The sequence below is a fragment of the uncultured Brachyspira sp. genome (genome assembly GCF_944390845.1).
Classification (GTDB): domain Bacteria; phylum Spirochaetota; class Brachyspiria; order Brachyspirales; family Brachyspiraceae; genus Brachyspira; species Brachyspira pulli.
Genome location: NZ_CALXRM010000073.1, coordinates 1 through 16,319, shown reverse-complemented (window position 1 = coordinate 16,319; position 16,319 = coordinate 1). Strand labels below are relative to the sequence as shown.

At 25.9% G+C, this 16,319-nt stretch carries 13 protein-coding genes; 9 read left to right on the top strand and 4 right to left on the bottom strand.

Going from position 1 to position 16,319, the window contains the following annotated elements:
- Nucleotides 1-171 precede the first annotated feature (171 nt).
- From Q0K52_RS12420 to Q0K52_RS12390, 7 genes are all read left to right on the top strand, one after another.
- A complete protein-coding gene (locus Q0K52_RS12420; RefSeq protein WP_297299872.1) occupies nucleotides 172-624 on the top strand; it encodes a VOC family protein in 453 nt (150 codons plus the stop codon).
- Between the two features lie 130 nt (nucleotides 625-754).
- Nucleotides 755-2,020 (top strand): alcohol acetyltransferase, encoded by a 1,266-nt coding sequence (locus Q0K52_RS12415; protein ID WP_297299870.1) that lies wholly within the window; start codon nucleotides 755-757, stop codon nucleotides 2,018-2,020.
- A 3-nt stretch (nucleotides 2,021-2,023) separates the two neighbouring features.
- Complete coding sequence (locus tag Q0K52_RS12410; RefSeq protein ID WP_297299868.1) at nucleotides 2,024-2,692, top strand: DUF6320 domain-containing protein; 669 nt, start codon at nucleotides 2,024-2,026, stop codon at nucleotides 2,690-2,692.
- 28 nt (nucleotides 2,693-2,720) lie between these two features.
- On the top strand, nucleotides 2,721-3,620 hold the full coding sequence (locus Q0K52_RS12405; protein WP_297299874.1) for an alpha/beta hydrolase: 900 nt from the start codon (nucleotides 2,721-2,723) through the stop codon (nucleotides 3,618-3,620).
- A gap of 457 nt (nucleotides 3,621-4,077) precedes the next feature.
- Nucleotides 4,078-4,659 carry a hypothetical protein gene (locus Q0K52_RS12400; RefSeq protein WP_297299866.1) on the top strand — a complete coding sequence of 194 codons (582 nt, stop codon included), beginning with the start codon at nucleotides 4,078-4,080 and terminating at the stop codon, nucleotides 4,657-4,659.
- A gap of 626 nt (nucleotides 4,660-5,285) precedes the next feature.
- Nucleotides 5,286-6,704, top strand: a complete 1,419-nt coding sequence (gene cysS, locus Q0K52_RS12395) for a cysteine--tRNA ligase (RefSeq protein ID WP_297299864.1) — start codon at nucleotides 5,286-5,288, stop codon at nucleotides 6,702-6,704.
- Between the two features lie 33 nt (nucleotides 6,705-6,737).
- A complete protein-coding gene (locus Q0K52_RS12390; RefSeq protein ID WP_297299862.1) occupies nucleotides 6,738-7,601 on the top strand; it encodes a ribonuclease H-like domain-containing protein in 864 nt (287 codons plus the stop codon).
- Nucleotide 7,602: 1 nt separating this feature from the next.
- Here Q0K52_RS12390 and Q0K52_RS12385 read toward each other — a convergent pair whose 3' ends face one another.
- Nucleotides 7,603-8,754, bottom strand: a complete 1,152-nt coding sequence (locus tag Q0K52_RS12385; protein WP_297299860.1) for an iron-containing alcohol dehydrogenase — start codon at nucleotides 8,752-8,754, stop codon at nucleotides 7,603-7,605.
- Nucleotides 8,755-8,922: 168 nt separating this feature from the next.
- Between Q0K52_RS12385 and Q0K52_RS12380 the strand changes: the two genes are divergently transcribed.
- Nucleotides 8,923-9,807 (top strand): tetratricopeptide repeat protein, encoded by an 885-nt coding sequence (locus Q0K52_RS12380; RefSeq protein WP_297299858.1) that lies wholly within the window; start codon nucleotides 8,923-8,925, stop codon nucleotides 9,805-9,807.
- Between the two features lie 411 nt (nucleotides 9,808-10,218).
- Here Q0K52_RS12380 and Q0K52_RS12375 read toward each other — a convergent pair whose 3' ends face one another.
- Nucleotides 10,219-11,457, bottom strand: coding sequence for a DUF3298 domain-containing protein (locus Q0K52_RS12375; RefSeq protein WP_297299856.1), 1,239 nt, complete (start codon nucleotides 11,455-11,457; stop codon nucleotides 10,219-10,221).
- Between the two features lie 189 nt (nucleotides 11,458-11,646).
- On the opposite strand from Q0K52_RS12375, the gene Q0K52_RS12370 reads away from it, so the two are divergent.
- Nucleotides 11,647-13,242, top strand: coding sequence for a peptide ABC transporter substrate-binding protein (locus tag Q0K52_RS12370; RefSeq protein ID WP_297299854.1), 1,596 nt, complete (start codon nucleotides 11,647-11,649; stop codon nucleotides 13,240-13,242).
- A 74-nt stretch (nucleotides 13,243-13,316) separates the two neighbouring features.
- Here Q0K52_RS12370 and Q0K52_RS12365 read toward each other — a convergent pair whose 3' ends face one another.
- Both Q0K52_RS12365 and Q0K52_RS12360 read right to left on the bottom strand, forming a co-directional pair.
- Entirely contained in the window at nucleotides 13,317-13,640 is a 324-nt protein-coding gene (locus Q0K52_RS12365) for a rhodanese-like domain-containing protein (RefSeq protein ID WP_297299852.1), read from the bottom strand.
- Nucleotides 13,641-13,834: 194 nt separating this feature from the next.
- Nucleotides 13,835-15,787 (bottom strand): GerMN domain-containing protein, encoded by a 1,953-nt coding sequence (locus tag Q0K52_RS12360; protein ID WP_297299850.1) that lies wholly within the window; start codon nucleotides 15,785-15,787, stop codon nucleotides 13,835-13,837.
- Between the last annotated feature and the right edge of the window lie 532 nt (nucleotides 15,788-16,319).

Below are 16,319 nucleotides of genomic sequence, written 5' to 3'. Positions count from 1 at the left end.
TTGTAGCAATTTAAATTATAAGGAATACCTTCTTTTTTTAAACTAAAAATGTGCAATATCTATGGCTCTTAAACATAAAATTATTAAAAAATATTTTCTTAATATTGATTTTTTATACCAATTTGTTAGATTTATATAACAATAATAAAATAATAAACAATAGGTATTTATATGTTAAAAGAAATAATGCATGTTGGAATAACGGTAAGCAATATAGAAAACTCAATAAAATTCTATAGAGATATTTTAGGATTAACTCTTAAAGGTCAGGCTGTTATGGAAGGCAAAGAAACAGATAAACTATTTGCTATGAATAACTGTAAAGTAAAAATTGCTTATCTTAATGGAAGCGATAATATAATATCCCCTCCTATAGAATTATTGGAATTTGTAAATAATAAAACTATAAAAGATAAATCTCAATTAAATAAAATTTCAATATCAGAAATTTGCTTCAGAGTAGATAATATAGAAAAAGCATATAAACACTTAATTGATAACAATGTAGAATGTTTATCAGAACCCCAAGAATTTGATTTCACTGCTTATGGATTTTCAAAAAGTAAAGCATTGTACTTTAAAGATCCTGACGGAATAATACTAGAATTAATGGAAAATTGCTGATTTTTTATATTATACATGATCAATAAAAATGAACTATAATATACTAAATATATTAATTATACCAAATTTAATAATTGCAAAATAAAACAAATAATTTAAAATATTCAATATAAAATTATGGTGTAGTAATATGAAGCATCTATATAAATTGGACAATGCCGCAAAACTTTTTGTATCTATAAAAAATAAAAAGAACATGCCAATATTTAGATTGTCCGTAGTGTTAAAAGAAGAAGTAAATCCTGAAATATTGCAAAAATCTTTAGATACTACTATAAAAAGATTTCCTACATTTGCATTGATAATAAAGAAAGGATTATTTTGGAATTATTTTGAAGAAAATCACAGAAAATTAATAGTGCAGGAAGATGAATACCCTCCTTGTTATTTTGATAATAATAAGTTGAATAATAACTATTTAGTAAAAGTTGGTTATTATAAATATAGAGTATTTGTTGAAATAAATCATGCTATAGCTGATGCCACTTCACTTATAAGTTTTTTAAAATCTTTACTATATAACTATTTTATTTTTTCTTCAAAAAACATTGATGATAAAAACAATGATATACTCAAAGATGATACATACTCTAAAGAAGATTATGATGATAGTTTTGAAGTACATACTAGAAACAGAGAAATATCAAAAAGAGAAGATAAAATAAAAAATATATATTTAATAAAAGGCAAACCATTAAAAGTATATGGAAATAATGTTGTTCATGGTATTATAAGCTTAAACAAAATAAAAGAAGAAAGTAAAAAATATAATATCACAATCACAGCATATATTTTATCAGTTCTTGTTTATTCTATTTATCAAACAAAAATAAAAAATAAACTTAAAGGCAAAAATATAGTTATATGTGTGCCTGTTAATTTAAGAAAAATATTTCCATCAATATCTTTAAAAAATTTTTTTGGAATAGCTAATATAAAAGTAGAAACTAATAAAGAATTAACATTTGAAAATATTACAGAGATAGTAAAAAATGAAATGAAAGAAAAAATAAATGAAGAGAAGATGAAAAACTTCATATATGAAAACACAAAATTGGAAAATAATATATTTGCCAAATTCATACCATTATTCATTAAAAATTTCATGATAAATTTGGTATTTAAACATATAGAAGATAAAACAAAAACAATGACAATATCCAATTTTGGAAATATAGTACTTCCTGATGAAATGAAAAATTATATAAGTCATTTTGAAGCGGTACTCTACCCTACAATACATAGCCCATTAAATTGCGGAGTATGCAGTTTTGATGATAAATTGTCAATAACATTTGAAAGAACAATAATAGAAACAGATATAATAAAATATTTCTTTAAATATATATCTAATATTTCAGAAATAGAAATTTATTCTAATGATTTTGGAGTATAATATATGTCATACTGCAATAATTGTAATTTAGAAATAAAAACCAATAAAAACAAATGCCCTTTATGCTTTAAAGAATTTGATAATAAACAAAACAAAATAATACCTGAAGAATATCCTTCTTATGAATCATTTTATAAGATGCAAAATAAAATTAATATAAACAAATTAATATTAGTATGTTCAATAACAGCTATTATAGCATTAATTATTATTGATATATTTACTTCAAATAAATTTAATTGGTCTGTAATATCTGCCTCATCAGTAATAACAGCATATTTTACCTATGTATGTTTCACTGCAAAAACACTTTATATAAGGCAAAAACTTATTATAGAGTTCTTTATAGTTCTGCCGCTGATTATAATAATTGATATATTCACTGGATTTAATAAATGGTCATTTAATTATGTTATAGCACCTTTATCAGCAGCTTTAAATATAGCTATGTTTTTAATTGCCGTAATAGACAGAAAATATTTTAATGAATATGTATCATATATAATATCAGCTTCATTTATTTCTATGATAATGATAATACTTTCATTATTTAATTTTGTATATTGGAGCGGTTTATTAGCATTTATAATTGCTGTTATTTGTATGATAATAATGTTTATATTTTTTAATAAAGAGCTGATAATATCAATAAAAAAGATATTTAATTTATAGTTTTTATATAGGAGTATTTTTTATGAAAATGCAAGAAAACAAAGAAGAAAAAAAAGAGAAATCAGAAGAAAGAAAACATCTAGTAGGAGAATATTTAACCTTCCCTACTATGGCAGTAAATATGATAAGAGCCGATAAAAAAATAAAGCCCTTAAAATATGAATTTGATAAAAATAAAGCACAATATATATTATATTTTCCGCCTCAATTAAAACCTGAAGAAAAGGCAAAAAAATATTTAGTAGTTTATATATACGGCGGAGGCTGGAAAGCTGGAAACCCTAATCTATATAAATTTGTAGGCAGAGCATTTGCAAAAGAAAAATATCATACTATTTTATTAGGATACAGATTAACTCCAAAATATCAATATCCTAATCAAATTGATGATGTATTTTCAGGATTCAACAAAGCACTTTCTATTTTAAAAGAAAAAAATATAGACTATTCAAACATAATAGTTGTAGGTTCATCTGCCGGAGCACATCTTGGAGCATTATTAGTTTATAACAAAGAACTTCAGAAAAAATATAATGTAGATGCTAGTCTTTTTAAAGGTTATATATCACTTGGCGGACCAATTAATTTTGATGTATGCGTAAATAAAAGAATAGCTTCTATGATAGATCAGCTTATAGGAGATTCAAAAGAATACACTTTGGAATCAGTTAATCCTTACAACTACATAGACGGAACAGAAAAAACCAAAGTATTATGCGTACATTCTGAAATAGACCCTATATGCGAAGTTGATAATGCAATTACATTTTCTAATAAAATAAATAGCTTTAATAAAGACTTGGCTAAATGTATAGTTATTGAAAATAAAAATATTTTCCATAATGATTTAGTAAATGGAATATTCTTTAATAAAATGGATAGAGAGAATATATTCCCAAAAGTAATTGAGTGGATAGAAGAAATTTAAGAAATTTAAAAATAAAGTTATAAATAAAAATTAAATAATAATAATATTAAAACATATTATTTTTATCCCGCACGTTGTATGATTTCTTATTATATAAATTTATTATGATTTCAAATTTACATAATAAATAATAAGTAATCAAACGTGCGGTTAATAATATAAAAAATCTAATTTCCATTTGGGCGGGCATGCTTTTTATTTTGTAATGATAAAAAATAAAAACACTATAATTTTGATATAAATTAATAAATATAAAGGGCGGGATTTAGAATAGATTAAAAAGAATTATAATAAAAAAAATCACATCATTCTATAGTTTATTAGCAAATTATCATAAAATCTTACTACAAACAATATTTATTATAAAAAACTCAAGATTCCAAATAAAAAATAAGTCTATTGACAAATTAATTGATGACGATAATAGAGGCATAACAAATGAATGGAAACATATTTTATGAAAAAAAGTTTAATTTATTTATTGCTAGTTTCATTTGTGTTTATAACAACAAATATTAAAGCAAATGCTGAGAATAATTCTATGGTAAAATCAATGCAAATAGAAGAAGTGGCTGATATATCAATATCAGATGAAAATTCCACTATGACTTTTGCTCAATTAGCAGAACAATATGCCAATATCGTTACAGATAAAAACGCTGCACCAGAACAATTGGAAGCACTTGGAAATCTTATTAAATTGTGGATGGATACATTATCACAAAATTCATCTAAAGATCAAATGTTTAATGAATACAGCAGATTAACATCTACATTATCCTGCATGTCTATTCATTTAATATTAAGAATAGCAATAAAAGATAATAATATTCCTACAGAATCCGAACAGAATAATATATACGAAACAATTAATAATAAATTTATACCATCATTTGCCCAATTCAAAAATGATGGCTGGAAAACAGAGTTTAACTTTTATGTTATTAATATGTCAGCAGCCGTTTGCAAATGGTATGAAGATAAATCTCAAAAGCTTGACTATCCGGACTTTAAAGTTTGGAGAGAAGGCAGCTTCTAAAAAACATTATTCATTATTCAAGGAGGAATTAAATAATGGCACAAACAGAAGGAAAAGAGAAGAAAGATCTCAAAAGCCTAATATCTAAATATAAAGAACAGGCTACTGTAGTAATAAAAAAGAATAAACCTATGTAACTTTTTATTATTAAGTGTTATATTTAGAAAATTATTTTATTTATTTTAGAATAAATAAAAACTATCCCTCTTAAATTATTTTAAGGGGGATTTTTTTCTACACCTTATATCATAAAAAATCTGCTCACCGCACGTTTAATAAATATTAAAGAAAAAATTATTTTTATTTATAAATTACTCTATATATCAAAAATAATACACCGTGCGTTAATTTAATCAAAAAATATATATAAAACTTGGGCGGGCTTTTAATAATCATTACAGCACTATATAGAAAATAATTCAATAAACGCAGATAAAAATAATAAATTTAACGGGCGGGGATTGTAAATAGAATTAAAAATGTATATAATTATAGTATTATTTATTTCTGTATATAATTCTACTATACATATAAAGAATTCAGTTGTAAAAAATGAATAATAGTACCTTGACAAATAAAGTCTTTTAAGTAAAATGTTAATAATATTTTAAGGAATAATTTTTAATATGAAAGAGATAATATTTTATAATTCACTAACTAGAGAAAAAGAGGTATTTAAACCTATAAACGGAAATGAAGTTGGAATGTACTCATGCGGTCCTACAGTATATAATTACGCTCATATAGGTAATTTCAGAGCTTATGTATTCAGCGACTTACTTAGAAGAGTACTAGAAGATTATGGATATAATGTTAAGTTAGTAATGAATTTGACAGATGTTGATGATAAAACTATAAAGAACTCTAAAGCAAATCATATTTCTTTACAAGATTATACTAAACAATATAAAGAAGCATTCTTTGAAGATATAAAAACATTAGGTATAAAAAAAGCTACTGTCAATCCTGCTGCAACAGATCATATAAAGGAAATGATTGACATTATAGAACTTCTAAAGAAAAACGGACATACTTATGAGGCAGACGGTTCTGTTTACTTCAAAATAAGCACATTCCCGCAATATGGAGAATTAGCTAATCTTGATAAACAAGAATTATTAGACGGAGCTTCAGGCAGAGTACTTAATGATGAATATGATAAAGAAAATGCAAGCGACTTTGTACTTTGGAAAGCATATACAGAAGAAGACGGAGATGTTTGTTGGGACTCTCCTTTCGGAAAAGGAAGACCTGGCTGGCATATAGAATGTTCTGCTATGAGCTGCAAATATTTAGGAAAGCATTTCGATATACATACAGGCGGAGTTGATAATAAATTTCCTCATCATGAAAATGAAATAGCACAAAATGAAGCTGCTTTCAATGAAAAATTTGTTAATTATTGGCTTCACTGTGAGCACTTAATAGTTGATGGAGAGAAAATGTCAAAATCTAAAGGCAATTTCTATACTTTAAGAGATTTAATCAATAAAGGACTTTCTCCTGAAGCTATAAGATATTCTCTTATAAACTCACACTATAGAAAACAATTAAATTTCACTATAGAAGGTATAAAACAATCTCAAAGTGCTATTGATAGAGTAAATGATCTTATATTCAGATTAAAAGATATAAATAAAACTGATTCAAATGAAGTTAATGACAATTTATTAAAAGAATTAGAAGTATCTAACGAAAAGTTTTCAGATTCTATTTATAATGATTTGAATATATCAGAGGCTCTTGGAGTATTATTTACACTTGTAAAAAATATAAATACTTCTTTTGATTCTATAAATGTAAACACAAGAGATGCTATTTTGAAATTCATAGAAAGAGTAAATAATATAATAAATTGTTTCAAAATTTCAGATGCAGAAAACAGCAGTGAAGATGAAGAAAAAATAAATAAACTTATAGAAGAACGTACACTTGCCAAAAAAGAAAAGAATTATCAAAAAGCAGATGAGATACGTAATGAATTATTATCTATGGGTATAGAAATAATGGATACACCACAAGGTGTTAAGTGGAAAAGAAAATAAACTTTATACAAAATAACAAATAAAGGCAATCATGTGGATTTACTAAAAAAAACATTTCAGCATATAGAAGGTATTGGAGAGAAAAAAGAAAGCTTATTATGGGAAGAAGGAGTTATTGATTGGGAGGATACTCTCGATAAAATAAACTACTATGCTATGCCCAAAAGTATGAGGGAAGCATTAAAAGATGAATTGCCTAGAACTATATATAATTATAAAACAAAAAATTATAATTATTTTCTAAAGAGGTTCCCTACTCCAATTATATATAGACTTTATCCTGTACTTATGGATAAAACTGTATTTTTGGATATAGAAACCACTGGAATAAAACCTTCAAAAGCTCATGTTACAGTTATAGGCTGCTATGACGGCAAAGATATGAAAGTATTTGTACATGGCAGAAATGAACATGAGTTTTTGGATTATATAAAAAACTACTCTATAGTTGTTACATTTAATGGCTCTTGTTTTGATATACCATTTTTAGAAAGATACTTTGCTACAACAATAAAATGTGCCCAAATAGATTTGCGTTTTGTTTTAAAGGATTTAGGTTATACCGGCGGATTAAAAAAAATAGAACAAGATGTGGGCATTTCAAGAGGTGATAATATGGTAGGTGTTAATGGATACACCGCCGTTTTACTTTGGAATTATTATCAAGATACTAAAGATGAAACAGCTATAGATTCATTAATACATTATAATTTACTTGACACTATTAACTTAGAATATTTAATGTGCTTAGCATACAATAAATACGCTGAAAACTATCATTGCCAAACTATAGAATACAAAACACTGCCAACTATAACTAATTATAAGCCTAATAGAAAACTTATAGAGGCACTTCATAAGAAACCTTATAAATATGCTCCTAGAAGCGAAGATTAAATTAATAAGCCTGTTCTAATATAGTCATTATAGAATCAAAATTCATAGCTCTAGGAAGCTGATCCATACCGCTATATTGCAATGCCAACTCAGCAACCTTATCAAATTTGCTTCTGTCTATATTTATTTCATTTAATCTTGTAGGCAAATTGATATTAAGTAAGAATTTCTTTATATGCTGTGCTGATTGGTTAGCTATCTCAAAAGGAGTCATTTCTGGGTCTATACCATCTATAACATTTGTTAATACAACATATTTATCTGGTGCAACAGTAATATAATATTCCATTATATGAGGCAATAATATAGTACAAACCATAGATTTATTAACAGCATAAACACTATTTATAGCAATAGATAAAGCTCTTATAGCACCTAAAGAACTATGACAAGCAGATGCAGCACATAACATATTAGCAGTAGCCAAAGGTACAATATTCTCAACATTATTACTGTCAGCTATCAATTTTTTTAAGCCCTGCATACTTATTTTCATAGCATGAACTATTAATGGTTCAGTTATGCTTGTAAGAGTATTGCTCATATATATATCAAAAGATAAAGCAAATACAGATAAAGCACTGCTTATAGTATATTTTACAGGAACTGTAAGATATAATGAAGGATCTATTATACAATTTGAAGCAAAAACATTACTTTCATTATTTTGCTTATTTATTTCATCATATTTGTCATAAAGACACATTCCAGTAGCTATTTCAGATAAAGAGCCCAATATAGTAGGTACAGCTATAACAGGCAAAGGATTATGATATACAGGCTGGCCATTAATATAGTCAGAAGCCTCGCCGCTATTAGTAACAACAACAGCAGCACCTTTAGCTGTATTTTGTATTTTAAATCCGCCTACAGCAACTATTGATTCTGCTTTGCTATATCTTACCAAATTGGCAATTATATCAGCAGCATCGCTTGTACTTGTTGAATTTATGTCAGAATATACCATTACATTAATAAATTTGTCATTTAGCTTATTTACTACTTGATCTATTAATCCTGTTTGATTGAAAGAAGCTCCGTCTGTTACTAGAACTGTTCTTCCGCCGTACTTTTTTATAGTATCCGCTAAACAATCAAGAGAATCTACTCCAAATGTTATTTTTGTAGGTATATTAAATTCTATTATAGCCATATTATTCTCTACATATTTATATTTCTTATTATAATTTTCGGAAAGATTAGCTAAAATTATTAATAACTATATGAATAATTTAACAGTAAATTTTTAATTATTATTTTTTGACATATCGGTATCTATTAAGTTTTTTTAAATATAGATAATAAGTTACTATATATAATTATGAATAAAGAATATTATATAAAAAAAGCTGAAAAACTATACAATAATAAAGATTATAAGAATCTTTTTGAAGTATATAAAAAGTTATTAGAGTTTGAAGAAAATTCTATATACTATTTTAGGGCTGGATTTTCTTTATATATGCTTCAAGATTACAGAAGGGCTATTATATACTTTGAAAAAGCCTTTGATATGGCAATAAAAAATAAAACACATATACATTATTATTATTTTTTCTACTTAGGAGCCTCATATAACAATATAAATGAATATGAAAAATCAATCAAATATTTGGAAATGTCATTAGAATTATCGCCGTATAATCATAATATACATAGATGGATAGCTTCCGGATATTATAATTTATCTAACTATCAAAAAGCATTAGAATATTACAGCAATGTATTAAGTATAGATAACAATAATCCTGAAAATTTCAAATCAGTGGGACTATGCTATTATAAATTAGAAAATTATAATGAGGCTATAGAATATTTAGAAAAAGCTATAGAATTATACAGTAAAAATAATGAAAAAGATTATAAATCAATACTGCTGCTTGGAATATCATATTATAGAATAGATAAATATAAAAAAGCATTAGAGAATCTTTTAGAAGCAAAATATATATCACAAAACAATGATTCTGTATACTATTATATTGGACTTTGCCATTTATCTGTTAAAGACTATATAAATGCTATAGATAATTTTAATAAACAATTAAGTTTGCTTGAAGAAGATAATATATCCTCCATATGTTATTTAGCTATATGCTATTATCAATTAAAAGAATATAAGAAACATTTCAGCCTAATAAAAAAAGCAAGGAAATTAAGTAAATCGAATAATAATAAACATCAGCTTTGCAGTATTTGTATTTAATATACACTAAAAATTTTTAACTTTGTCAACTACTAGCCGTAGTGGCAACCCGCACGGTATCGCTTATTCTTAACGAATGTCCTTTATACGCGACCGAAGGAAGCACTGTAAAGTGTGCGGCTGATTACTCATTATTATAAAAATCAATAAATCTATATTACAAGTAAAACATATTTCTTAATATTAGATAATCTTTTATTTTATAAAAAATTATAATTTACATTTATGAAAAGGTAAAAATTGACAAAATATAGTTGTTTAGGTATATATTGAAATTTTTTAAATTTATCAACTTTTTGTTGTTCTTTTTACATCAACAGACTCAAAGAACATCTATATAATTAATAAAAAAATAGGGTTTTGCAATTTTTATTTATTACAAAACCCTAAATATAAAAAATAATATTAATATTATTCTAATACATAACTATATAAATCTGTTACAAATGGTCTAATTTCATCAAAGTCAAAAACTATTTCTGTTTCACCTAAAACATAAGGAGTTATAGTATATATAGGCCATACAAAATGCATACCATCAGCATAGATATAAAAAGATGTATCAGCTAAAGTTATTTCATCTAAAGGAACTAAGTAACTTTCTTCATTTCTGTCTTCTATTGATAAAAGTTTTTCTCTCATAAGGCTTTTTAATTCAGTATCATCAAAATCTTTTATAAAATTAGTAACTTCTATTTTTTCACCTGTTTCCAATGAATATACTAAATTATAATTATTATACACTCCATGTGCTCCGCCTAAATATAGTGTTGAAGTTCTTCTTATAGATATAGTTTTATCATTAAAATAAGTTATGTTGATAGATTCACTTGATTCATAGCTGTAAACTGAATTTGTTATCCATTCATTATAAAAATCACTCATATTATTTTCAAATAATTTTGATATGCTTCCTTTTTTATCTTCAAATTCTAAATTTTCATTTCTTCCTAAATTATTTAAATTAAAATCTTCATTTATATCAAAAGAAATTTTATCATATACTTCTAATTTGTTAGTGTCATTAGGTATAAGTAAAAATATAGAATCTCTATATGAGAATGTTGAGGCACTTCCATATTCATTAGTTTCTGAAACATTTGTATACACATAATTATATACTGCAGCTTTCAATGATGAAGTAGTATTTATTTCTTTTGATGAGCTATTTAATGATTTGGAAGTCATTTTAAATGATGTAATATTTGAATATGTAGTTTCTATACTATCGCCGTTTTCAGCTTCTGCATATATTCTATTATTTGTTATATCAAGAATACTATTTTTATTATAGAATTGATTTATATCATTTAAATTTTTATAATTAAAAGCTGTTTTTATCTTTTCATAATTAGGCATTAATTCAGAATAGCTGTCTATATAGTCAGGCCATCTGTCATTTAAATATACAGAAAAGAAATCACCATCATAATTTTTCATATAATAATGATGCGACATCCATTCTATGCCTTTATTTTTATTATTTTTAACTTCTTCTGTTTTAACTGAATCTGATGAATAATTATTAGTTGCTATTTCATTAGTTTGAATTACTTCTGCTGAATTATTATTTATATTATTATTTTCTTTATTTGAACATGACATAAGTGCTATAATAGAAAATATAATCAATATACTTTTTTTAATCATAATTGTTCCCTTAATTTTTTATTCCAAATACAAGTAAACATAATATACCTACTCTATATGTTTGTCAATATAAAATATTTATGAATATCATTATTTTTACAATATAATTTTTTTATTTATTGACAAATATTAATATTTTATGTATAAATTAAATATTAACATAATATTTTACATAATTGGATAAGCTTTATGAAAAAAACGATCTATTTATTTTTAATTAGTATTTTTATCTTTACATTAATTGCATGCGGCAGTAAAGATAAATCAGGCGAAAGCATCAGAGTAAGTATAGGGGCTGAGCCTCAAAGTATAGACCCTTCATTCTTATCAGCGATAGACAGTATGATATATGCCGTACATGTATTTGAAGGACTAACAACAAAAGATAAGGATAATAATATAATTGGAGGAGTTGCTGAAAGCTGGGATATATCCGAAGACGGACTAAAAATGACTTTTCATTTAAGAGATAATGCAAAATGGTCTGATGGAAAGAATGTTGAAGCAAAAGAATTTGTATATTCTTTTAGAAGACTTGCAGATCCAAAAACTGCATCAGCTTATAGTTTTTTAATTACGCCAATAAAAAATGCAAGTAAAATAATAGAAGGGACTTTACCTATAGAGGAACTTGGAGTAAAGGCAATAGATGAAAAAACTTTGCTTATAGAATTTGAAACTCCTACAGCATATTTTTTGGAATTGGCATCTGTACCTATATTTTCACCTCTTAGAGAAGAATTTATAAGTGATGATTGGACTTTTTCACCTGATACATATATAGGTAACGGCCCATACAAGATGGTAGAAAGAAGACCAGATGAAATAATATCTTTAGAATTAAATACTAATTATTGGAATAAAGATGCTATAGTAGCTAAAAAAATAGATTTCATAATGTTTTCAGATGTATCAACTGCTTATGCCGCTATAAAAGAAGGTTCAATATTATACTCATATAAAATACCTTCAAATGATATAGATTTGCTTAGAGAAGAAGGATATTTAGTTGTAACACCTTCATTAGGAACTGCTTACTATGCTTTAAACAATACAAACGAAGTACTAAAAGATAAAAGAGTACGCAGAGCATTAGCACTTGCAATAGATAGAAATTACATCGTAGAAAATATCACTAAAGGCGGAGAAAAGCCTGCAGCTGCATTTATACCTTACGGACTTAAAGATGTTACAGGCGATTTCAGAGAAAACGGCGGCGGATATTACAGTGTAAAAAAAGAAGATTATCAATCTAATATTGAAGAAGCAAAAAAACTTTTAGAAGAGGCAGGATATAAAGACGGCAATAATTTCCCAGTATTAGAGTTTAAAACCAATCCTGGTGCCGGTGTTACAATAGCAGAAGCTGTTCAGCAAATGTGGAAAGAAAATTTAAACATAGATATGACTATTACTCAAGAAGAATGGTCAGTATTTCAAAAGAACAGACAAACAAGACAGTATGTTACTTGCAGAGCAGATTGGATAGGAGATTATCTTGACCCTATGACTTTTGCTGATCTATTTGTAAGCACAAGTGCAGGAAACAGAGTGGGATATAATAATCCTAATTATGATAAACTTATATTAGAAGCTAAAAATACTATGGATAACAAAATAAGAATGTCTAATATGCATAAGGCTGAAGATATGCTTATAGGTGAAGACATGGCATTCATACCTCTTTATCATTATACAGCACCATCAATGCAAAGCCCAAAACTTAAAGATGTTTCAGTAGATACTTTAGAAATAAGAAGATTTTTCTATTCTTATGTAGAATAAAAGAATAAATATAAAAACAATATCAAAGCTAGTATTTATATTTTTTAAATACTAGCTTTTTAATAAAACAAATATTAATTTATATTCTTCAAAGCAATAGCTAATTGACTATACCCAGCATTTCTCAAACTATACACCTCTGAAAAACCGCTCTTATCCATATATATAGCAACTAACCCCGCTCTGCTTCCGCTGGCACAATAAAGTAAATATTTTTTTTGCTTATCAAGACCAGAAATCAATTTTTCTGTATTAGGATCATTTAAATCCACCAATACACTGCCCTTTATAAAGCCAGTTACAGCTGTTTCTTCAGGACTTCTAATATCCAATAACTGTACATCATCATTTTTATTTATGAGATCAACAGCCTCATCAATATTCAAATATTTAACCACACCAAATATCCTTTAATTAAAATATACTAATCATAGGTATAAGATATTAACACAAATACAAACAAATATCAATATTGAATATTATAATAAAAAATTTAATTTACAATTATAGAATATTATTATAAATGATTATAAAGAAAAATATTTATAACAATTATAATTACATAATAAAATAATTTATAAAAGGAAATAAATTACTTTTCAAATCTTCTAAAAGGCATATTCTCTATAGCACCTTCAGCACCTATAGTTTCATTCAACTGACCATTTATAAGGAATATTACATTATCTATTCCCTCAAATTGAGTAGCAGTATACACAAATTGATAAATTTGAACCATAGTTCCTTCATTGCCTAGAGGATTAAATTCGAAACTCTCATTAAAGTTTAGATATACTGTATCGCCTTCAACAAATATATCAAGTAATTCTGTATCTTTAGGTATACAGCTTATTATATTTCTGCTATTTTCCTCATCGGTAGCACCTATAAGTAATTCTTTTATAGCTTCTTCTACAGATGATTTATTATTAAATTTTCTCTCTCTAAATATTAATGTTATAGAACCAGTATTTTCACTGTATTCCACTAAATATATACCTTCATCATTATTTCTTTTCAATTCTCTTTGTGTTGAAGCTCTTGTGATAGTATTATTTGCTTTTTTTCTTCTGTAATTATTAATATCATTATGAGCTTTCTTCATCAATTCTTCTTTATATGTTTTTTCTGATGAAGCATTTTCTTTTATAACAGAGTTATTTAAATTGTTATTATTATTTAAATTATTATCTATACTATTATTATTTATTATTTTACTATCATCTTGTTTAACAGAAGTATCATCTCTTTTTATAACAGAGTTATTGTTATTAGGATTAACCATATCATTAATTACTCTATTATAATCAATATTAGCTTTATCCAATGAATCATTATTAATAGTATATACAGATGACTGAATAATTTCTTTTCTGCTTAACTGAGAATTATTATCTGTTTTTTTCTCATTATTATTTTCTTCTCTTTGAACAGTATTAACTTCATTATCTTTTTTATTAACATTATTATCTTTCAAATACTCATCTACATTAAAAGTATATTTTTCATTTGTAGTTTTCTCTGTAGTTGGAGTATAGTTTGAAGGAGTTTTAGTACCATAAGTTGTACTTGATGCCGGCTTCATAGTTGTAGTTTCTCTCTTTGCTGTATTTCCTTGAGGTTTTAGAATATCAGCAAACATACTTTTGTTATTAGTACTTTGGGAAACTTTATTATTATTTTGTGAAGTATTAACTTTTTTAGTATTGGTACTAACTTTATTATTATTATTATTAACAGGAACTCTCTCATTTAATGTTTGAGAATTATTATTGTTTCTGTTTTCTAATATCATCTGCTGTAAATAATTATAAGGCTTATCAGTTTCAGCACTTTGTTCTATATTATCAATATTATCAATATTTTCTGTACTTCCTGTATTTATTGTACTTTCTTCATAATAAGTTTCTGTATTATTAATATCTGGATTATTATCTATTATAACAATATCATCATCAGTATTTTCTTCTAATAAGAGATTATTATTATCATCATTATTATTCATATTATAATTACTTCCGGAAAATAAAACAGAAGCATGATTATCACCATAATCTACATATCCGCTGTCATAAAGTATAGAATTATTGCTTCCGCTGTTATTAAAGAAAGGAAGTAAAGATTCTTTAGTTATAATACTAGAATTAGTAAAATTATCTATATCAGCAAAAGTATCCAAACCAGCCTCTATTTTAGAGTTAGTTTCATAAGTCATAACTGATAAAGTTTCATTTGTATTTTCTTTGATGAAAAAATTAAATAAAGGTATATTATTCAAAAAACTCATTTTATCAGAATTTTCTGAAACACCGTCAGTTTCTAAAACCAAAGCCTGACTATGATTAATACTGAAAAAATCCTTTATAGCAATATCCACCATAGGAGAATATTTTTTTACAACAGAAAAAATTACAGCAACAAGAATTATAAAAGAAACAGAAATAATTAAAGGCTTTTTTAAATTTATTTCCTTGCTATCATTTCTTATTTGTCTTGTATACAATATACCTTTAGATTTAGCTTTAAGCTGCTCGTATCTTGGCACTTTATCACTCCAAATTATTATATATCGTGTTAATTATCGATAAAAAGATAAAGGCAATTAGGATTTTATTTAATGATACATTTTAAGCATTGAATTGGTATATACCTAAACAATTATATTTTGCCAATTTTATTTTTTATATTGTTATTATTTTCGGGGACTAACCCCACCGCTCTGCGTACTTCGTAACCCCCCAGTTCTTTTGCCGACGCTCTGCGTGCCGTAGGCAAGGCACCTACTCGGTGGTGGCACAAGTCACAGCCCGCCTTCGGCGAGAACCTATATCCTCGCCAGGCTAGGATACGCTTCGCGAAAGACTGCATTTTGGCTTAAATTTAGCAATTTATCTTACATGTATGTAAAACATAATTAGTATGATTTAATACTAATTTTATATTTGCACTTTTTTGTTCTTTGACGAAGTCCGCCTGTGGCGTGCGGCGGGAAAAAGAACAAAAAAATTGACAAAGTTAAAAATTTTTAGTATATACCTAAACAACTATACTTTGTCAAAAGTAAAGTTATATTTTTG